General features: G+C 53.8%; 17 protein-coding genes and 1 pseudogene. 5 read left to right on the top strand and 13 right to left on the bottom strand.

Going from position 1 to position 20,265, the window contains the following annotated elements:
- Positions 1–38: 38 nt before the first annotated feature.
- A pseudogene (locus ABLV64_RS10585) lies at positions 39–239 on the bottom strand (hypothetical protein).
- Positions 240–339: 100 nt separating this feature from the next.
- On the opposite strand from ABLV64_RS10585, the gene acs reads away from it, so the two are divergent.
- The 3 genes from acs (at position 340) to actP (ending at position 4,446) form a co-directional block, all read left to right on the top strand.
- Positions 340–2,298, top strand: a complete 1,959-nt coding sequence (gene acs, locus ABLV64_RS10580) for an acetate--CoA ligase (protein ID WP_004206352.1) — start codon at positions 340–342, stop codon at positions 2,296–2,298.
- Between the two features lie 184 nt (positions 2,299–2,482).
- Complete coding sequence (locus ABLV64_RS10575) at positions 2,483–2,794, top strand: DUF485 domain-containing protein (protein WP_004206350.1); 312 nt, start codon at positions 2,483–2,485, stop codon at positions 2,792–2,794.
- A complete protein-coding gene (gene actP / locus ABLV64_RS10570; RefSeq protein ID WP_025999225.1) occupies positions 2,794–4,446 on the top strand; it encodes a cation/acetate symporter ActP in 1,653 nt (550 codons plus the stop codon). The genes ABLV64_RS10575 and actP overlap by 1 nt, the downstream gene beginning before the upstream one ends.
- Before the next feature lie 49 nt (positions 4,447–4,495).
- Here the strand turns inward: actP and ABLV64_RS10565 are convergent, their stop codons facing one another.
- The 7 genes from ABLV64_RS10565 to ABLV64_RS10535 form a co-directional block, all read right to left on the bottom strand.
- On the bottom strand, positions 4,496–5,587 hold the full coding sequence (locus tag ABLV64_RS10565; RefSeq protein ID WP_017900098.1) for a type 1 fimbrial protein: 1,092 nt from the start codon (positions 5,585–5,587) through the stop codon (positions 4,496–4,498).
- 33 nt (positions 5,588–5,620) lie between these two features.
- Positions 5,621–6,235: a fimbrial protein gene (locus ABLV64_RS10560; RefSeq protein WP_017900099.1), complete on the bottom strand. Its 615-nt coding sequence runs from the start codon at positions 6,233–6,235 to the stop codon at positions 5,621–5,623.
- The gene (locus ABLV64_RS10555) at positions 6,232–8,823 is read right to left on the bottom strand and encodes a fimbria/pilus outer membrane usher protein (RefSeq protein ID WP_025999227.1); all 2,592 of its coding nucleotides are present in this window, start codon (positions 8,821–8,823) and stop codon (positions 6,232–6,234) included. The genes ABLV64_RS10560 and ABLV64_RS10555 overlap by 4 nt, the downstream gene beginning before the upstream one ends.
- The gene (locus ABLV64_RS10550; protein ID WP_348843342.1) at positions 8,777–9,463 is read right to left on the bottom strand and encodes a fimbrial assembly chaperone; all 687 of its coding nucleotides are present in this window, start codon (positions 9,461–9,463) and stop codon (positions 8,777–8,779) included. Before ABLV64_RS10550 ends, ABLV64_RS10555 begins: the two co-directional genes overlap by 47 nt.
- Positions 9,464–9,515: 52 nt before the next feature.
- The gene (locus ABLV64_RS10545) at positions 9,516–10,052 is read right to left on the bottom strand and encodes a fimbrial protein (RefSeq protein WP_017900102.1); all 537 of its coding nucleotides are present in this window, start codon (positions 10,050–10,052) and stop codon (positions 9,516–9,518) included.
- 627 nt (positions 10,053–10,679) lie between these two features.
- A complete protein-coding gene (locus tag ABLV64_RS10540) occupies positions 10,680–11,369 on the bottom strand; it encodes an LrgB family protein (protein WP_032456852.1) in 690 nt (229 codons plus the stop codon).
- A complete protein-coding gene (locus ABLV64_RS10535; protein ID WP_032456851.1) occupies positions 11,366–11,773 on the bottom strand; it encodes a CidA/LrgA family protein in 408 nt (135 codons plus the stop codon). Before ABLV64_RS10535 ends, ABLV64_RS10540 begins: the two co-directional genes overlap by 4 nt.
- Before the next feature lie 105 nt (positions 11,774–11,878).
- Here ABLV64_RS10535 and ABLV64_RS10530 point away from each other — a divergent pair, with 105 nt between their 5' ends.
- Complete coding sequence (locus ABLV64_RS10530) at positions 11,879–12,760, top strand: LysR family transcriptional regulator (RefSeq protein ID WP_017900105.1); 882 nt, start codon at positions 11,879–11,881, stop codon at positions 12,758–12,760.
- A gap of 135 nt (positions 12,761–12,895) precedes the next feature.
- Here ABLV64_RS10530 and ABLV64_RS10525 read toward each other — a convergent pair whose 3' ends face one another.
- The 4 genes from ABLV64_RS10525 to soxR form a co-directional block, all read right to left on the bottom strand.
- Entirely contained in the window at positions 12,896–14,542 is a 1,647-nt protein-coding gene (locus tag ABLV64_RS10525; RefSeq protein WP_004206334.1) for a Na+/H+ antiporter, read from the bottom strand.
- Positions 14,543–14,689: 147 nt separating this feature from the next.
- Positions 14,690–16,039 carry an NCS2 family permease gene (locus tag ABLV64_RS10520; protein ID WP_348843343.1) on the bottom strand — a complete coding sequence of 450 codons (1,350 nt, stop codon included), beginning with the start codon at positions 16,037–16,039 and terminating at the stop codon, positions 14,690–14,692.
- A gap of 390 nt (positions 16,040–16,429) precedes the next feature.
- Complete coding sequence (locus tag ABLV64_RS10515; protein ID WP_017900107.1) at positions 16,430–17,098, bottom strand: glutathione S-transferase; 669 nt, start codon at positions 17,096–17,098, stop codon at positions 16,430–16,432.
- Between the two features lie 259 nt (positions 17,099–17,357).
- Positions 17,358–17,816: a redox-sensitive transcriptional activator SoxR gene (gene soxR / locus ABLV64_RS10510; protein ID WP_004206331.1), complete on the bottom strand. Its 459-nt coding sequence runs from the start codon at positions 17,814–17,816 to the stop codon at positions 17,358–17,360.
- 84 nt (positions 17,817–17,900) lie between these two features.
- Here soxR and soxS point away from each other — a divergent pair, with 84 nt between their 5' ends.
- A complete protein-coding gene (soxS, locus tag ABLV64_RS10505) occupies positions 17,901–18,230 on the top strand; it encodes a superoxide response transcriptional regulator SoxS (RefSeq protein WP_023291646.1) in 330 nt (109 codons plus the stop codon).
- On the opposite strand, the gene ABLV64_RS10500 is transcribed toward soxS, so the two are convergent.
- On the bottom strand, positions 18,215–19,819 hold the full coding sequence (locus ABLV64_RS10500) for an EAL domain-containing protein (protein ID WP_017900108.1): 1,605 nt from the start codon (positions 19,817–19,819) through the stop codon (positions 18,215–18,217). The two genes, soxS and ABLV64_RS10500, sit on opposite strands and share 16 nt — an antisense overlap.
- Positions 19,820–20,265 lie beyond the last annotated feature (446 nt).

Below are 20,265 nucleotides of genomic sequence, written 5' to 3'. Positions count from 1 at the left end.
CGTTGCTTTGTGGGGTTATTTAACGCGCAATATCAGTATCATTTGCACGGCATGCTGCGCAAGCCTTTAAGAACAGGGCTTTCCTCTGCTTTTCTGCATAAAGCAGCGAATTTCCCCCAGTTACCTTGCATAAGTATTTGTAATAAAAAATATTTCACACCTTCCATTTCTATAAATTCATTTGCGTAATTATTTCACTTCAAAGTTTCATTTGACGAAATTTCACTCAGTTGAATCATTGCGTGATCTGCCCCCCAATTAACAAACAAAGCTGTCAAAACCCCTACTCTTAACGTTTGTTTGACATATATTTAACAAGTTCAAAGGAGAAAAAAAGCCATGAGCCAAATACACAAACACCCTATTCCCGCTAACATTGCGGAACGTTGCCTGATTAACCCGGATCAGTACAAGGCGCAGTATCAACAATCCATAACCGACCCTGATACATTCTGGGGCGAGCAGGGGAAAATCCTTGACTGGATGCGCCCCTACACCCGCGTGAAGAATACCTCCTTCGCGCCAGGTAACATTTCCATCAAATGGTATGAAGACGGCACCCTGAACCTCGCCGCCAACTGCCTCGACCGCCACCTCGCCGAGCGCGGCGATCAAACCGCCATCATCTGGGAAGGCGACGACGCCAGCCAGAGCAAGCACATCACCTACCGTGAACTGCATGCGGACGTGTGCCGCTTCGCCAATGTGCTGCTCGGCCTCGGGATTAAAAAAGGCGACGTGGTCGCCATCTATATGCCGATGGTGCCGGAAGCCGCGGTGGCGATGCTGGCCTGCGCCCGCATCGGCGCCATCCACTCGGTGATTTTCGGTGGCTTCTCGCCGGAGGCAGTGGCCGGACGCATTATCGACTCCAGCTCGCGCCTGGTGATCACCGCGGATGAAGGGCTGCGCGCCGGTCGCGCCATCCCGCTGAAGAAAAACGTCGATGACGCGCTGAAAAACCCGAACGTAAACAGCATTGAACACGTCGTGGTCCTGAAACGTACCGGCGGTAAAATCGACTGGCAGGAAGGCCGCGATCTGTGGTGGAGCGATCTGATGGCGAACGCCAGCGCCGAACACCGCCCCGTCGAGATGAACGCCGAAGATCCGCTGTTCATCCTCTATACCTCTGGCTCCACCGGTAAACCGAAAGGGGTGTTGCACACCACCGGCGGCTATCTGGTCTACGCGGCCACCACCTTTAAATACGTTTTCGATTACCACCCGGGCGATATTTACTGGTGCACCGCCGATGTCGGCTGGGTCACCGGCCACAGCTATCTGCTGTACGGCCCGCTGGCCTGCGGCGCCACCACTCTGATGTTCGAAGGGGTGCCGAACTGGCCAACCCCGGCGCGTATGTGCCAGGTCGTCGATAAGCATAAGGTCAGCATTCTGTATACCGCTCCGACGGCGATCCGTGCCCTGATGGCGGAAGGCGACAAGGCTATCGAAGGCACAGACCGCTCCTCGCTGCGCATTCTCGGCTCGGTCGGCGAACCCATTAACCCGGAAGCCTGGGAGTGGTACTGGAAGAAGATCGGTAACGAGAAGTGCCCGGTGATGGACACCTGGTGGCAGACCGAAACCGGCGGCTTTATGATCACCCCGCTGCCGGGGGCGATTGAGCTGAAGGCTGGCTCCGCTACCCGCCCGTTCTTCGGCGTTCAGCCGGTGCTGGTGGATAACGAAGGGCTGCCGCTGGATGGCGCCACCGAGGGCAATCTTGCCATCGCCGACTCCTGGCCCGGCCAGGCGCGTACCCTGTTCGGGGATCATGAGCGCTTTGAGCAAACCTACTTCTCCACCTTCAAAAATATGTACTTTAGCGGCGACGGCGCGCGCCGAGATGAAGATGGCTATTACTGGATCACCGGCCGCGTGGATGACGTACTGAACGTCTCCGGCCACCGTCTGGGTACTGCCGAGATCGAATCGGCGCTGGTTTCGCACCCGAAAATCGCCGAAGCGGCAGTGGTCGGTATTCCGCACAACATCAAGGGCCAGGCTATCTACGCCTACGTGACGCTCAATCACGGTGAAGAACCGACGCCGGAGCTGTATGCGGAAGTACGTAACTGGGTGCGTAAAGAGATTGGCCCGCTGGCGACGCCGGATGTTCTGCACTGGACCGATTCGTTGCCAAAAACCCGCTCGGGCAAAATCATGCGCCGCATTCTGCGCAAGATCGCCGCGGGCGACACCAGCAACCTCGGCGATACCTCGACTCTCGCCGATCCTGGCGTAGTGGAAAAACTGCTCGAAGAGAAGCAGGCCATTACCATGCCTTCTTAAGTAAGGACCGATTCCCTACACCCTCTCCCCCACCGGGGAGAGGATAAAAATAAGTCCCTCCCCCAGGATTTCACTCGCAGGAACGCCGTCAGCGAACCGTATCCCGGCCTTTAACGCCGGAGGGGTTGCTGTCGCCAGCGTCCGCTGCGTGGATGACGAAAGGGAGACCTCTGGAGACGCTAAGATGAATGAACAACTTTGTCAGCGGATAGAAAATAGTGCGCATTTCAGGGAGCTGGTAGCATCACGGCAACGGTTTGCCGCCATTCTGTCAGTGATTATGTTAGTGATCTATGTGGGCTTTATTCTGCTTATCGCCTTCGCGCCAGGCTGGCTCGGCACGCCGCTGCACGCCGGGACCAGCGTCACCCGCGGGATCCCGCTGGGCATCGGGGTGATCGTCATTTCGTTTGTTCTCACCGGTATTTATGTCTGGCGGGCCAACGGTGAATTTGACCGTTTGACCAAGAGCGTTCTCAACGAGGTAAAAGCATGATCAAGAGAGTCCTGACGGCGCTCGCCGCCACGCTGCTGCCCCTCGGCGTTCAGGCCGCAGACGCCATTACCGGCGCGGTACAGCGCCAGCCGACCAACTGGCAGGCGATTGTCATGTTCCTGATTTTCGTCGCCCTGACCCTGTACATCACTTACTGGGCGTCAAAACGGGTGCGTTCGCGCAGCGATTACTACACCGCCGGCGGCAATATCACCGGTTTCCAGAACGGGCTGGCGATTGCCGGCGACTTTATGTCGGCAGCGTCGTTCCTTGGTATCTCCGCGCTGGTGTATACCTCCGGTTACGACGGTCTGATCTACTCGCTGGGCTTCCTTGTCGGCTGGCCGATTATCCTGTTTCTGATTGCCGAACGTCTGCGCAACCTTGGCCGCTACACCTTTGCCGACGTGGCGTCCTATCGTCTCAAACAGGGACCGATCCGCACCCTCTCCGCCTGCGGCTCGCTGGTGGTGGTGGCCCTCTATCTGATCGCCCAAATGGTTGGCGCCGGCAAGCTGATCCAGCTGCTGTTCGGCCTTAACTATCACGTTGCGGTGGTGCTGGTGGGCGTCCTGATGGTGCTCTATGTCCTGTTCGGCGGCATGCTGGCGACCACCTGGGTGCAGATTATCAAAGCGGTTCTGCTGCTGTTCGGCGCCAGCTTTATGGCCTTTATGGTGATGAAGCACGTCGGCTTCAGCTTCAATAATCTGTTTACCGAAGCGATGGCCGTCCACCCGAAAGGCGCGGCGATTATGAGCCCAGGCGGGCTGGTGAAAGATCCGATATCCGCGCTCTCCCTTGGCCTCGGTCTGATGTTTGGTACCGCCGGCCTGCCGCATATCCTGATGCGTTTCTTTACCGTGAGCGACGCCAAAGAAGCGCGTAAAAGCGTGTTCTACGCCACCGGTTTTATGGGCTACTTCTATATTCTGACCTTTATCATCGGCTTCGGCGCCATCATGCTGGTCGGCGCGAACCCAGTGTTCAAAGACGCGGCCGGGCAGCTTATCGGCGGCAATAATATGGCGGCGGTGCATCTGGCGGATGCGGTGGGCGGCAACCTGTTCCTCGGCTTTATCTCCGCGGTCGCCTTCGCCACTATTCTGGCGGTGGTCGCTGGCTTGACGCTGGCGGGCGCCTCGGCGGTGTCGCACGACCTGTACGCCAACGTCTTCCGTAAAGGGGCGACCGAGCGTCAGGAGCTGAAGGTCTCCAAAATTACGGTGCTGATCCTCGGCGTGGTGGCCATTCTGCTGGGCATCCTGTTCGAAAATCAGAATATCGCTTTCATGGTCGGCCTGGCGTTCTCTATTGCCGCCAGCTGTAACTTCCCGATTATCCTGCTGTCGATGTACTGGTCGAAGCTGACCACCCGCGGGGCGATGATCGGCGGCTGGCTGGGTCTGCTGACGGCGGTGATTCTGATGATCCTCGGCCCGACCATTTGGGTGCAGATCCTCGGTCATGAGAAAGCGCTGTTCCCGTATGAATACCCAGCGCTGTTCTCCATCGCGATCGCCTTTATCGGCATCTGGCTCTTCTCCGCGACCGATAACTCACCGGAAGGGATGCGCGAGCGCGAGCAGTTCCGCGCCCAGTTTATCCGTTCGCAGACAGGGATTGGCATCGAGAAAGGTCAGGCGCATTAAGCTCGCTTTCCCGGCCTGCTGGCCGGGGAAGCAACCCGCGGCATTTAGGTTAATTGTAGGTAAAGTTCAGGGTTCCGTTGGCGTTCGCCTGCCCAGCCTTCACCTCGGAACCGGTTTTATAATAGTTAGTCGTAAAGGAAAGTCTCTCTGTACCTGAAGCCCCTCCCGGGTTGTCCGGATTGCTGAATACGCGGTAACTGGCCTCTGCACCCGAATTCAAAACTGTCGTTCTGCTGGATGAAAACAATGTGAGATCCGTATTCAAGGGTAATGCCTTCCCATTAAGATTCAATTGCACGCCGACACCTGTTGCCGCATCAGGAGCCCATCCCAGGGATATCACGCTATTGTCTGGATTATCTCCTTGAGCTGAAGAGGCCGAGACCTTCAGTGTGACGTTCGTTCCTGGTTCGCAAGTCAGCGTCAGATTTTGTTGTGCAGAACCGACTTTTGTCGCCTTATTAAATTCAGAGGCGCTGACGTTGCCCATCTGAAATAGCAGACTTGTCACGTCAACATCGCACCCCATCGGCACCAGCTGGATTTGCGTGGAACCAGTGACGCGCAAACTGGAAGCTGCCATCGTGCCATCGCCATCTTTGATGGACACCGTTGAGGTTGGGTTACCCAAGGTCAGAGCACTACCGCTGGCGATAGCGCCGCCAGTGGCTATCAATTGCAATTGATAGACAGGGTTGTAGTGAGAGTGGTTATAAAAATAAAACAAGCTCCCCTGCCCCAATAGAAAATTCGCATCTCCTATATAATGTTCGCTATAGTCAGGTTTGATTTGGGTATTGTAACCCTCCATTTGCCCTGTGACATTAAGCCACACTTTTATTCTGATACCGATCCCCGGGACTGAAGTCGTATAGATATGATCGCTGGTGTGAGAACCCACCATTGAGGAAGCCCATTTAAACTGTGCGTAAATACCACCATTACAATTATTCATCGAAGTTTGCGGCCCGGTGATTTTCCCGGAGTCATAGAGAATGGTCCCAGCCGTATAGTTATTCGCACTCAGCAATATTCTTGGCGGCAGGTTGGCAATGGTGACATCCCCGCCATTTATATAGTTGCTGCAGGCCCAGCCACAAACTGGAGACAGCCACAGCAGCAGTAAAAAAACACGTTTCATACTAACTCCATTTATATGTTTTTATGCGCACTATTATTTGTAGGTCACGTTGAAAGTAACGGTAAAAGCCACCTTTCCCGCTGTTACTTTCCCGTCAGGGGTGTACATTCTGGCAATCATATTAAAAACGCGTTCAGCGCCCTCAGGGAGGGCATAGGTATAAGTATCATTTGGCCCCAGGCTTTTCTGATCCACCGCACTTAGCAGCTGTAACCCTACGTTCTTGGCACCATAAATAAGCTCATCCTGATAAATACTGGGATAGGTACTACTATATGAATTACCGTTAAATGTTATCGTCACCGAGGTCATCCCCGTTGAGCAATGCTCAAAGGCAATGGCAACGGCCGTGGCATCACTACTCGCGCCTGGTTTACCGGTCAGACGTTGAAGGGAAACCGTTCCCAGATCGATAGTACTGGAGGGCTTTACCGACACTTCACATACGGGTTCTTCAATCTTACCGCTGACATTAAAATTAACTACACTATTGGCGTTAAAGGGCCAGGCAGGTCTTGCGAAAATGAATAAAACCCCAATGCTAATAATAAGCAATAAGCATGGTTTTATGGATAGCCGGCCATTCCCCCTCTTCATCGCCGCTATCCTGAGATTATGAATTAAAGCCTTTACCCTGGTATTCATCATCGGCAATTCTCTGCATAAAAAACGATATCATCCACTGACTGATCAGATGAAAAATCATAATTGAGATAACACTGGCTATTTTGCGTATCACCCCACTTCACAAATAGCCGGCCTTTTTTGGGTAACCCGGTAATATAGACTTGCCCGGCATCGCCGACAATCGAACTACGACGCTCTTTATCATTCAGATTTTCATCCTCAAGCGTCACCACGGCGCCAAAAGGCACCGCTTTATTTTTGTAGTTGATGGTGACCATGGCCTTATAGCCGATCCAGGTATCATATTTGACTTTAACAATCGCATTTCGCGTCGGGACTACCTTTCTGACAATGTTATCAATTTCCGCACCAGAGACCTGCTGCTCATCAAGAGAGAGATTGTTTTCATGGTAGGGGCGTACAAAAGGCACAACGGCGTATCCAAAAGCATCGGTCGTAATATTCGTCTGCCCCCGAACTGCCACATCGCTGACGCCCGGCGCTTCGACCAGCGCCACGCTCTCGCCCAGATAGCGAGAAAGGGTTACCCCGCCAGAATGGGCAACCATCCCGCCGCGAAGCGAGTAATTGTAGTGCGAGCTATAGCTGTCATACCCGTATCCGGCGGCGACTTCGCCCCGGGAACCCTGATAGTTCAGATTGACGTTTCCAGAGATACTTTTATCGCTGGCGTTGTAGCCTTCCTGCACGTTCCAGTTCAGAGAACGGTCCGCAAACGCAGAACCGCTCAACCCCAGGCTATGGGTCGTGTCGCCCGTCCGGCTGCTGTTCAGGTTGTAGTTAGCCGATATATCCGCGCCAAAAGGCATGCTCATCGTAAGCGATATCATATTATCGCTGGTCGGAGAGCTATCGCTGTTCTGGCCTGTGCTCTGCACATTTCGGCTGTAGGAGTAGTTAATGAAGTAAGAAATGCGACCCAGGGTATTGCTATAGCTCACCCCCAGCGACTCCATACGTGAATTATCCCAATAAGATTCACTGACCAGCGAGAGGGCGAGAGAACCGAACCCGGAGAAAATCTGGGAGGCCGAAGCGTCAAAACGATCTTTAGTCCGCCCCGTTAATGAACAACACCCGCTATGAGCATTTGCCCGGTCAATGAAATTCTGCAGAGAATAATAGCCATGGGTTGAATACCGATATCCGGCAACGGAGAAGTTGGTACCCGTTAATGGAAAATCTTTACTAAAACGCACGCGATAAGACTGCCCCTCGCTGGCAGTGGTATTATCCGCGGTTGGATTTTCTTTTATATCAGCCCAGGACTGAGAAGCATCCAATGAGAGTGCGCCAACAGATCCCAGATTAAACCCAGCTCCCAACAGCGCATTGCTATATTTATCTTCCAGTTGCTGAAAACCGCCGTACAGCGTAACGTTACTCAATGCACCCCAGGCAAGGGTGGATTGCAGAAAATGGTATTCCTTTCCGCCTGAGCTCGCCGAGCGAGTTTTACCGCTGCTGAAAGCATAGTCTATCTGCCCTTCCCGCTGGAGAATCGCCAGCGAGGCAAAAGGCACCACGAAGCTCTGCTCGCCGCCATCAGACTCTTTCACCGTAACATAGAGATCGCCCGCACTCCCCGTTGGATAAAGATCATTTATTTCGAATGCCCCGGGAGAGACCGTGGTTTTATAGATGCTGTATCCATTCTGATATACCGTTACGTCTGCAGTCGTCCGGGCAATGCCTTTGATCACCGGAGCAAAGCCATTCATGCTGTCCGGTAGCATCTCCCTGTCTGCATTCATCTGCACACCGGTGAAGCTGAAGCTGTCAAAGATGCCAGGATAGGTGTAAGTCTGCCCCAGTATCAGCTGGCCTTTCAGAGCATGGATATCGCGCGAAATATAGCTATAGACGGAGTCCCACTGGTTGCCATCATTATCATGATTAAAGGTGCTGTAATTACGTAAACGCCATGGCCCAACGTTCAACCCAGGCTGCAGACTAAGAAACTGACTGGATGTCGATGCGCCTCCGTGCCGCGGATCGTTTTTTTGCCCCGAAAGATTATAGTTAAGCAGCCCGGCGGTAATGCCCTGCTGCCATTGATTCTCGGGGACATAGCCCTGAGGGTGACGCAGCATCGCGACCTGCGGCACGGTAAAATCGACTCGCTGCTGTGAAAGTAAAACCGCCGTTTCCCATCCTGGTATTGCAGGCAGTTTTGCACACTCGGAGCCCTCTATCGTGAGCTCAGGATAATCCTGCGTTTTTATTGACCACTCTTTTAGTTGCGCAACGCTAATACACGGCTCAGCAGACGAATCACTACCTTCCTTTTGTGGCTTAAAGACGATAGTGTCAGAAGCGATAAACTTGTCGTTAATATAAATATCAAGATTATACTGACCAGGAGGTACGGCTTCGCGAGAAATATAAGATAAATCTACGCTTGTCGCACTAGTTTCATTAACTTCAAGTAAATGTGGGTTAAAATACTCCCCAGCGAAAGACGTTAAGGGGATAGCGCCAAGACTGCAAAGTATGGCGATATAGCTACTTTTCAATGAGAATGCATCATTCCATCCAGCGCTATTGAATGATGGCCTTATATTTTGGTCCCGACATACCATAATCATTGATCACACTCCATGTGATTTCTTTTTTCCCAGCTGGAGAGGCATTAGCTACCGGTATTCTTATCGTTGAATAGGGTGCAACAAACCACGCCTCGGGTACTGCTTTACCATTAATAAAAATCTCAGAGAAATTCATATAGAGAGGAGAATCATTTTTTACCTTAATGGCTCTGACATCATTTGACCATTGCAGTTTTTGAGCAAATTCTTCCGGAATAGCATTTTTTAAAGCTGCAGGCCGATAAATGAGTTTAATCCTTGAGTTAATCGCAAATTGCACTATATTTTTATCTGATACGTCATCCGTTGCAGGAATTCCTTTAATATTGAGCCACAACATAGACTCTCGATCTTCCGGCATCGGTTTGCCTGTACGAAGAATGCGTACAAATCCTTTTTCTCCTGCCTTCAAGCGAAAAAGAGGCGGGGTGGTAATAAAGGAGTCTTTCGCGGGTGATGTCTCATCAACGATGGCTAACCATGACTGGACGATATTTGTAACATTATCTTTATTCTGAACAGAGACGGTGGTTGTCTTTTTTGTTCCATCAAAGATAACGCGCGTTCCGCCAACAACTACGCTAGCCTGCGAAACTGAAATAGAGAAAAAAAAACACACTAAACATAATAATCTGTTCATAGCCTTGTCCAAACAGGGAAAGCAAACTGCTTTCCCTTGATATAGTGATTAATTAATAATAGGTTACGTTATAGGTTACGGTCGTCTTCACTGGGCCTTTAGTTGGAGCAGAGGAACCTGACTTAGCCATTTTTACGATAAACGGAATGGTCGCTTCCCCAGAAGAAATATCGACATCAGAACCTTCAGTATTGTTCTTTTGCAATACGCCAGCGCCATCAAAAATAGCAACAGCAACATTGGTTGCTGGTGTTCCTGTAGCCTGGTTTCGAAAATAATCACTATTAAATTTATCTGCTTCACCACCAAAGGTAATTCGGGCTTTGGTCAGAGCACCTTCGCCCGTAGGGCAACCGGCCAGTGTGAAAGAGAAGTTCTTCGCGGCGCTATAGACGTTCGCTGTTAAATCTGCTACCGAGACAGTCCCCATTTCAATAGATGAAGCATTATTATCAATACTGGCGGAACATGTGGTTTCGGCCACCGTCCCCGTGAAGTCGATAGTATTATTCGCATGAGACATTGCCACCAAAGAGCAGCCAGAAGATAAAGCTAAAATCTTAGCTAACGTTTTGAAATTTGCTTTCATTTGTATTCCCCTATTTATTCAGAATAACAATCAATCCATCAATTGTTTATGGCAAGCTATTAGCGAATGAGATTGGATACCAACGTTCTTAACTGCTGGTATATTGCTTAGGGAAATGTATGGCTTGCATTTAACATTAGTTCAAATGCAAGAGCTTTAATTCCACTTGAATCCATTCAATAATAAAAGCTCACGCAAACAAGATAACGGAAACCAGGAGTATTCTCAACAATAGAAGAAAGGCTAATTCAAAGTCATAAATGTCTGTCATTAATAACCATCATATATGCATTAAAAATATGCAAATAAAATCATTGAGTTATAATATCAAAATATTCATTATTAAAATATTCAAACACATACAAATAAATATAGTAAATAAAACAATATTCAAATAGAAACATTTGGTTACGAACTATCGATAAATAATTAAGAATAATCATGGCGGATTAAAGAAAAACCAGACAAGGGTTATCAATAAATAATATTAGAACTAAGACTAATTAAGGATTATTTTCCCTGGCAACAATCAGAGATAGTGATAAATCCCCAATCAAGTTGTTCCATTAATCACCATGCCACCAGGTTAATCCGTAAAAAATAGCTGAAATGAGCGCGGAGTGACTTTTAAAACAGTGCCCAGCGCACCAAAGGCGCGGCCAGCACCATCACGACTCCGGAAAGCATCATCACCAGGCTGGCGACGACGCCCTCCTGTGGGCCAAGCTCATAAGATCGTGCGGTACCAGCGCCATGTGATGCTGCGCCAAACCCCGCTCCTTTCGCCATTCCTGCGCGAATAGAAAGTCGCAGAAACAGTACATCACCTATCGTCATACCGAATACCCCGGTGACAACAACAAACAGAGCGACTAAATCAGGCTGGCCGCCCAGCGGCTTCGCTGCGGCAAGGGCAAAGGGCGTCGTTACCGAGCGCACAGCCAGGCTCCGCTGGATCTCATCAGGCAGCGTCAACCATCTCGCCAGCCAGACCGAACTGGTCACCGCAACAACCGACGCGGTGATCACCCCGGCGGTGAGTGACATCCAGTGGCGTTTAATCACCGCGACATTTTCATAGACCGGGACGGCAAAAGCGATGGTCGCCGGGCCCAGCAGCCAGAGCAGCCAGTGGGTCTCCCCCATATAGCTCTGATAGGAGATGTGGCCTACCACCAGAATCAGCACCAGCAGGATCGGCGTGAACACCAGCGGCATCAGCGGCAGTTTATGAAAACGGCGATACAGTTTTTTGTTGGCATAATAAAGGCCCAGGGTCGCCAGCAGACACAGGATACTCAGCACGACATCGCTCATTTATTTATCCTGCTCACTTCGTAACGATAGACCTTGTCAACGACCCAGGCGGTGGCGCCCAGCACCATCAGCGTGCTTAACGCAATCACCAGAAAAATCCGCCAGCCGTCGACCATCAGCAGTTGAGCATAATTGACCACCGCCACCACCGCCGGGACAAAAAACAGCAGCATTTCCGCCAGCAACCAGCGGGCGCCGGCGCGAACCCAGTTCAGGGGGATCACCCGGCAGACGATCAGCAGCAGGAGCATCACCATGCCGACCAGGTTGGCCGGCAGCGGCACCTGCCAGGTGTTCACCAGATATTGCGCGAAGATAAATAACCCGACGTAGAGAAGTACCTGCACCGGGATCTGAAGACGTTGCGCCACGACGGGGACAACGCGAGCTGGCGCGAAGGCCATGAGCGATATTCCTGGAAAAAAGAAGTCAGGGGTGCAGTATAGAGAGCCGCCGACGCGGACAGAAATGAATTAAAATCATCGCAGGTATAGTCTCAGGGAATAATTATGGATATCCGAACGCTGCGCTATTTCGTTGAAGTGGTTCGTCAGCAGAGTTTTACTCGCGCGGCGGAAAAGCTGTTTGTCACGCAGCCCACCATCAGCAAGATGCTTAAAAATCTCGAAGATGAACTGAACTGCACGCTGTTGATCCGCGACGGCCGCAAACTGCTGCTTACCGATACCGGGCGCGTGGTTTTTGAACGCGGCCAGGCGATCCTCGGCGAGTTCAGCCAGCTGGAGTCAGAGCTGAGCGATATCAATCACCTGCATAAGGGGGTGCTGCGTCTTGGCATTCCGCCGATGGTCGGGATGCTGATGGCGGAGCCGATCAGCCGTTTCCGCCAGCGCTACCCGGGCGTCGAGCTGAAAATCGCCGAGTTTGGCGGCCTGACGGTCCAGCAGGCGGTCAGCAATGGTGAACTTGATATGGCGATGACCGCCCTGCCGATCGAAGAGGGTAGCAGCCTCACCACCCTGCCGTTGTTCAACCACCCACTGTGCGTCCTGACGCCCAGGACCGCGGCGTGGGAAGGCAAAACGTCGCTCTCGCCGGCGGAGCTGGCGGCGCATCCGCTGGTTATCTACAACGAGGAATTTGCCCTCAGCCAGCAGCTGATGCGCCTGTTTAGCGAGCACGACGTGAAGCCGCGGATCGCCGTGCGCAGCGGCCAGTGGGATTTTCTCGCCGCCATGGTGCAGGCCGGCATTGGCGTGGCGATCCTGCCGGAGCCGATTTGCCAGCGTCTCGACCCGCAGAACTTTTGCTGGATCCCATTGCAAAGCGAGCTGCGCTGGGAGCTGGGGATGATTTGGCGGGAAGGCGTGTATATGTCGCGTAGTGCTGAGGCCTGGCTGGCCTGCAGTAAAGCGTTCTGGCTGGAATAACGCCTGGCGGCGCCAGGCTGGTGCGCATCGGGTGGATACCGCGGAGGTTGTCGGCCCGGTAAGGCGTCAGCTGCCAGGGGGCACACGTGCGTTACGAGAGATCACCCGGCGGCGCTACGCCACCGGGTCTGACGATCACTGATCTTCGATCAACAGCGCTTCCAGCAGGTCGAGGTCGTGCAGCAGCTTCTGCAGCGTCTCGTTACTGATCTGCCGGGTGGCGCGCAGATGGTACAGCTCACCGCGCTCAGAGCGCAGCGCCGCCAGGCGGAAGCGCCGCTCCAGGCTCTCTTCGAGCATGGAGGTCTCCACGTCGTTACGCCCATCGGCGCGGCGGCGCAGGTTACCGATCACCCGTGAACTGACTTCGGTCAGCAGCTGGTTATCGATATTCTCTTTGGTGTCCGCCGCCAGCCGCTCTTCCATCTTCTGGATCGCCACAATCGCCACGTCCGCCGTCGCCGCGCGCGCCAGACGCTCCTCTTTCCGCTGCTGCACATTATCGCTCGATTCAATGTGACGCAGCAGGATCGGCAGCGCAATCACCCCAACGAACAACGAGAACAGGATCACCCCGGCGGCGAGGAAAATCAGCTCATAGCGCGCCGGAAAGACATTCCCGTCCGGCAGCAACAGCGGAATAGAGAGCACACCGGCGAGGGTAATCGCCCCGCGCACCCCGGCAACGGAGGAGATCAGCAGCTCGCGCGTGGTCCAGGAGCCAAACTCCATCGGTTTCTTCTTCAGGAAGCGCTGGCTAAGCTTACGCATCGACCACAGCCAGCCAAAACGCACCAGCATCAGCGCGGCATAGATCAGGATGATGTCGGTAAACAGCATCCAGGTCTCGACGTTGGGGTCGGCTTCCGCCGCCACCAGCGAGCTGGAGAGGATATCCGGCAGCTGCAGGCCCAACAGCAGAAACACCATGCCGTTAAAGACAAACTCCAGCATCGCCCAGGTGCTGTTGGCGCGCAGGCGCATCGCCAGCGGCGCGGTACGCATCACGCCGGAACGGGTGATGGTCATCCCTGCCGCCACCGCCGCCAGAATGCCGGAGACGCCGATATGTTCGGCAATCAGATAGGAGGCAAACGGCAGCAGGAACAGCAGGACGATCTGCGTGGCGGGCTCGTCACCGCCCCAGCGGCTGAGGAAGCGCATCGAGCGGCCATACGACCAGCTCACCACAAACCCGGCCAGCACGCCGCCAATCGCCACCTTCAGAAACTCAACGGTGGCGCCGCCGACGGTAAAGACCATGGTGCCCATCGCCACCGCGACGGCAAACTTGAGCGAGACCAGGCCGGAGGCGTCGTTCATCAGCGCCTCACCCTGCAAAATGCCCATGATTTTTTTCGGTATCCGCCCTTCCCCGACGATACCCGAAAGCGCCACGGCATCGGTCGGCGACAGCACGGCCGCCAGCGCGAACGCCGGGATCAGCGGAATGCCCGGCACAATCCAGTAGATCAGAAAGCCGATGCCGACCACCGTCACGACCACCAGCGCCAGCGCCAGGCCAAGGATCTCGCGCCCGTGCTCAATGAATTCGCGGGTCGGCGTTTTCCAGCCGTCGGCGAACAGCAGCGGCGGGATAAACAGGACCAGAAACAGCTCTGGATCAAATTCAACGTGCAAACCAAAGGTCGGCCACGCCAGAAGCGCGCCAATGGCGATTTGCATCAGTGGGAGTGGAACCTGAAAGGGCAGTACGCGCGTCACTACCCCGGAGAGTGAGACCACAAGGGTCATGATGAGGATGGTAAAGAATATTTCCATGTGTTCCCTGTTTGCTGCGTTTTCTTTTATACCTGTGAGGCGTCTTGCCTGTGAATCATACGCTACCCAGATTAACGCAAATGGAAACAGGATGTGGCTTAAAAATAAAACGGGCGGCCTGAGCCACCCGTGAGGAGCACAAAGGGTTTAAATCGCCCACCCGCCGGCGTAGAAGACCACCAGCGCCACCGCGATAATCACCGTGCCGAGGTTCAGCTTACGCCACTCGCCGGAGACCAGGCGGCCGATCACCAGGGTCGCGAAACCGATCATAATGCCGGTCACGATGTTACAGGTCAGCACGATAAACACCGCGGTGATCAGGCCAGCCATCGCGTCGACGAAGTCGTTGAAATCGATTTTCGCCACGTTGCTCAGCATCAGCAGGCCGACGTACATCAGCGCCGGTGCCGTCGCGTAAGGTGGTACCAGATACGAGAGCGGAGAGAGGAACAGGATCAGCAGGAACAGGACACCGACCGTCACCGCGGTCAGCCCGGTTTTACCGCCGGCCGCGGTACCCGCCGCCGATTCGATATACACCGCCGCTGGCGCCGCCCCGACTAAACCGGAGAAGACGCTGCTCAGGGAGTCGGTGGTCAGCGCTTTACCGCCGTTAATGATCTGCCCATCTTTGTCCAGCAGGTTTGCCTGGCCGGCCACCGCGCGGATAGTACCGGTGGCGTCAAAGACCGCCGTCATCACCAGCGCCAGCACGCTGGGCAGCACGACCGGGTTCAGCGCGCCGATGATGTCGAGGCTGCCGATCAGCGAGTTGCCTTTATCATCGCTCAGGGATGGCATGGCGAAAATACCGGAGAAATGGACGTTCGGATCGAAAATCAGGCCGACAATCGACACGCCGATAATGGTCAGCAGAATACCGCCTGGTACTTTCATTTTTTCCAGACCGATGATCACCGCGAGGCCAATCAGCGACATCACCACCGGGAAGCTGTCAAAGTTCCCCAACGCCACCGGCAGACCGTCCAGCGGGTTTTTGATCACCAGACCAACGCCGTTGGCAGCGATCAGCAGCAGAAACAGACCGATCCCGATCCCGGTACCGTGGGCCACGCCCTGCGGCAGGTTGCGCAAGATCCAGCTGCGGATGCCGGTTGCCGAAATCACCGTAAACAGGACACCCATCAGGAATACTGCGCCGAGGGCCACCGGAATACTAATGTGCTGCCCCAGCACCAGGCTGAAGGCGGTGAAGGCGGTCAGCGAGATAGCGCAGCCAATGGCCATTGGCAGATTCGCCCATAGCCCCATCGCCAGCGAGCCAACGCCCGCCACCAGACAGGTGGAAACAAATACCGCGGCCGGCGGGAAGCCCGCTTTACCGAGCATTACCGGCACTACGATGACGGAGTACACCATCGCCAGAAAGGTAGTGAGACCTGCAACAATCTCCTGACGCACGGTGCTGCCGCGCGCCGAAATTTTAAACCAGGCGTCTAATGAACCGCCGGTACGCGCTGAAGGCGTAGACATAGAAAACTTCCCCTGAAAATTTTTATTGTTCGTTGGTATGCGTGGTGGACCCTCCACTGCCAGTTAAACGCGATCTCCTTGTACCGAATCGCAGCGCCAGGGGGGCTGCAAAAAAGCAAACGTTTAACTCCACGCATACACTACGGTGTGTCAACCTTGTCTCCTCCCCCTGGATAGCAGATAAAAGAGGGAGCAAAACAGAAAGGCAAACGATTATCCGGCCTTTAGATAACCCTTTTCAACCGATGTTTATCGTATTTCGCTAAATTTCGCTTATGACGAACAGAAAATAACCAGCTGATGCGCAAACGTTATCGTCCATGCGCAATCCGCTAACAATTTTTTAGTCAGTTGCTTTCATTTAGCCGCGTCATCGGATCCGCTGATACCTCAGGCGCCGGGTAAGGTGAAGGGGCCGCCGCGCTCGATGGCCCGCTGCCAGGCCGGGCGCTGCTCCACCCGCTGTCGCCAGGCCTCGATATGGCGAAGATCATCCATGCCGCCGCGGGACAACAGCGCCATCACCGGGAAGCTCATCTGGATATCGGCCATGCTCAGCTGCTCGCCGGCAAACCATGGCCGCGTGGCCAGATGGTTGTCAATGAACCGCGCATGGGTGGCCAGTTGGGGATCGAGCCACGCTTTCTGGATACCTTTGCCCAGCAGCGAGCCCAGCGAGCGGACGCCAAAGGGCACCGGAGGTCTGCCGAGGCTGGCGAACACCAGCTTCATTAACAGCAGCGGCATCAGCGAACCTTCGGCATAGTGCAGCCAGAAGCGGTACTGCAGTTTGTCATCTGTGCCCTGCGGCTTCAGCAGCCCATCGCTGTCCCAACTCTCCTGCAAATACTCAAGGATCGCTCCGGACTCCGCCAGCACATAGCCGTTGTCTTCCAGCACGGGCGATTTACCCAGCGGGTGGATTTTCTTCAATGCCGCTGGCGCCAGCATCGACTTTTCCCGCTGATAGCGGACTATCTGATAAGGCAGCTGTAGCTCCTCCAGCGCCCACAGTACGCGTTGCGATCGTGACTGATTAAGATGGTGTACCGTCAGCATGGGCCTCTCCCGTCGTTTGTTCAAATTAACTATAGGAACAGGCGCTGATTGCCGGGAAAATTTCGGCAAAATAGTGAGGAAAAAACGGCGGCAGATGCCATAGTTAAAGTGTCGACGCAAACCGGAACCTCCATCAACAGATTGCGCAATACTGAGGGACGTCGACGTCGGGGGAAACCCTCTCGTGAACCAACGAGATAATGCGAAAGACCAAGACCGGAAAACAACTAAAGCGCCCAGTTGTGGCGCTTTAGTTTTATCACTCCTCTTCCAGCAGCCGAGCGCCGGTCCCCTCTTCCCCCAGCTTATCGCCCGGGTTGCGTAGCGGGCAATCGCGCCGCGATAAACAGCCGCAGCCAATGCAGCCGTCGAGCTGGTCGCGCAGCGCCGTCAGGGTGTGGATACGCCGGTCAAGCTCCTCGCGCCACTGTGATGACAGCATTTTCCACTCTTTTGCGCTGAGATTGTGCCCTTCTGGCAGCACGCCAAACGCGTCGCCGATGGTGGCCAGCGGGATGCCGATACGTTGCGCAATTTTGATAATCGCCACCGCGCGCAGGACATCGCGCCGGTAGCGCCGCTGATTGCCGGCATTCCGCTGGCTGTGGATCAGCCCTTTACTCTCATAAAAATGGAGGGCCGAGACCGCTACGCCGGTTCGTTTTGCCACTTCCCCGGGCGTCAGCAGCATTTTGATGCGGGGTGATTTCTTTTCCATAAAGCGCTTTACCTCAAGTTAACTTGAGGAATTATACTCGCCCGCAGACAAAACGACGAATCGAGAATTGAGAGAGGCCGCTTTATGTCCCATCAGGATATTATTCAAACACTGATTGAATGGATTGATGAACATATCGATCAACCACTTAACATTGATGTAGTCGCCAGAAAGTCAGGATACTCGAAGTGGTACCTGCAGCGGATGTTCCGCACCGTGATGCATCAGACGCTGGGGGATTATATTCGTCAGCGCCGCCTGCTGCTGGCGGCGGAGGCGTTGCGAACCACCCAGCGGCCGATCTTTGATATCGCTATGGATCTGGGCTATGTCTCGCAGCAAACCTTCTCGCGGGTATTCCGCCGGGAGTTTGACCGCACCCCCAGCGACTACCGCCATCAGATCTCCGCGTGACGCGGCGGCTGAGGCACGTTCACGGGCGCGGGCGCATTGGCTAACCACTGCATAAATTCCCGCGCCGGCATCGCTTTCGCAAACAGCCAGCCCTGGCAATACTGCACGCCGCGCTTGTAGAGCCAGCTTACCTGCTCCGGCGTCTCCACGCCTTCCGCGATAGTCTTTAAACGCAACCCGCGCGCCATCTCGATGATGTGCTCGGCAATGAGGTGGCTGGTGTTGTTGGTGGTCAGCGTATCAACGAAGGTTTTATCGATTTTAAGGATATCGACGTTCAGGGCGTGCAGATTATGCAGATTCGAGTAGCCAGTGCCGAAATCATCGATGGCAATTTCATAGCCCGCTTCGCGAAACGCCTGGATCACCGGCGTGGTCTTCGGCACGTCGATAAACCCCCGCTCGGTAACTTCGATTTTGATCTGTCCGATACAGACCGCATAGCTGCGCGCTTTCTCACTGATCTGTGAAATCAGCCGCGCCGAGTGGAAATCCGACGCAGAGAGATTAATCGCCACGTACAGCTGCGGATGGCTGGCAAGAAACTCGCCCATTTCGTAAAACAGCTCATCCACCACGTAGTCCGTCACCTGGGCAATCATGCCTTCATTTTCCGCCAGCGGAATAAACTCCGCCGGGTTCATCACCGGGCCGTCAAACCCTGGCCAGCGCAGCAGCGCTTCCGCTCCGACGCAGCGGTTATTTTTAATATCGATAATCGGCTGGTAGTGCAGGCGCAGCTGGCGGCAGCTCAGAGCCCGCTGCAGCATATTGCGCGGCGAGTGATACTGCCGGCGGGTGCGCGACCACACCAGCACCAGTAAAATACTGCAAATGATCCCCAGCGGCAGCGTCAGGCTGGCCTGGTCACAAAAGTTGTGATAATAGCTGGCCCGCGAGGTGGACATAATGACGGCGATCGGCCGGATAGCGGAGCGGGCTATCGTATACACCCGGCCATTCTGATTAAAAAAGGTATCGCCTTCGCGAATCAACGCATGAAGTTCCGCGGGCTCGACATTGTTACTGACCGAGAAAAAGAGGTTGGTTTTGGTATCAAATACGCCATAGGCTAAATCGCGATCGCTGGCGATTACCGAGCTGTACGAGAAGGGATTGACCACCACCACATAGGGCCCCTTCTGCATATAATTCATGGCAAAGCCCGGATAAAACGGCGTGTCCCGGTAATAGTAAATCGCGACATCCGGCTTTTTGGTGTAATTGGCCGCCGGCATCCGCCAGCCGGTTTGCTGATGAACGGACGTTGAACAGATAAAGCGCTGGCCGTTAGCGTAGATCAGATCTTCCACATACAGCAGGCCACGAACGATATGCAATAAATAACGCTGATGGTCCGCTGAGCATAGCTCCCCGCGATACTGGCTGGCTTTCGCCCGGGCCTGATCCGCTTCGCGGATGACCATTTCCGTTTTTTGCAGCGCCAACTGCGAAAATGAGTGTAATTGATCAATGGTTTCGGCTTTCGCCCGCAGCTGGGCAAACCACAATGCCAGTACCACTGGCAATAAAATAACCAACCCCGTTCCGATGAGCCTTAGCGCCTTATGCGGCGCACTGTCACCCATTTACGCTTACATCCATGCGATATGCCTTAATTAAGGTAGACCAAACACGTTAGCAATCGCGACTGCGATAGATATCAGCAGATTTTCTGCCAGCCCTCACGGGCGTCAGCTTTACCCCTGATGGTGAAGAATAATACTTATTTATCAGGTATTCGGAAGATATTCCGCCAAGATTAAGAATAGACGCGCATCTGACTCGGTTTCTCCGTGTAATAAACAAGAACAGGTAATAAAACCCGCAGAATAATAATCATTAGCAAGGCAATGAAAATAAGATCAGCGGGGGTTGCTCACTAATATCCACACAAATAACATTGCTATTAAACGCAGCGAAAGCTCATTTTTTGACTGGTGAAGAAAGCGCCAAGTGTGATATAGTTCACACAAGTTGATGAAACAGAAATGGCGTTTCATCACTCTCTAGTACGCCAGTTGAGACCAGAGCG

This window comes from Klebsiella sp. JB_Kp031, assembly GCF_040064295.1.
Classification (GTDB): domain Bacteria; phylum Pseudomonadota; class Gammaproteobacteria; order Enterobacterales; family Enterobacteriaceae; genus Klebsiella; species Klebsiella quasipneumoniae.
This window is presented reverse-complemented; position numbering and strand designations above follow the sequence as displayed.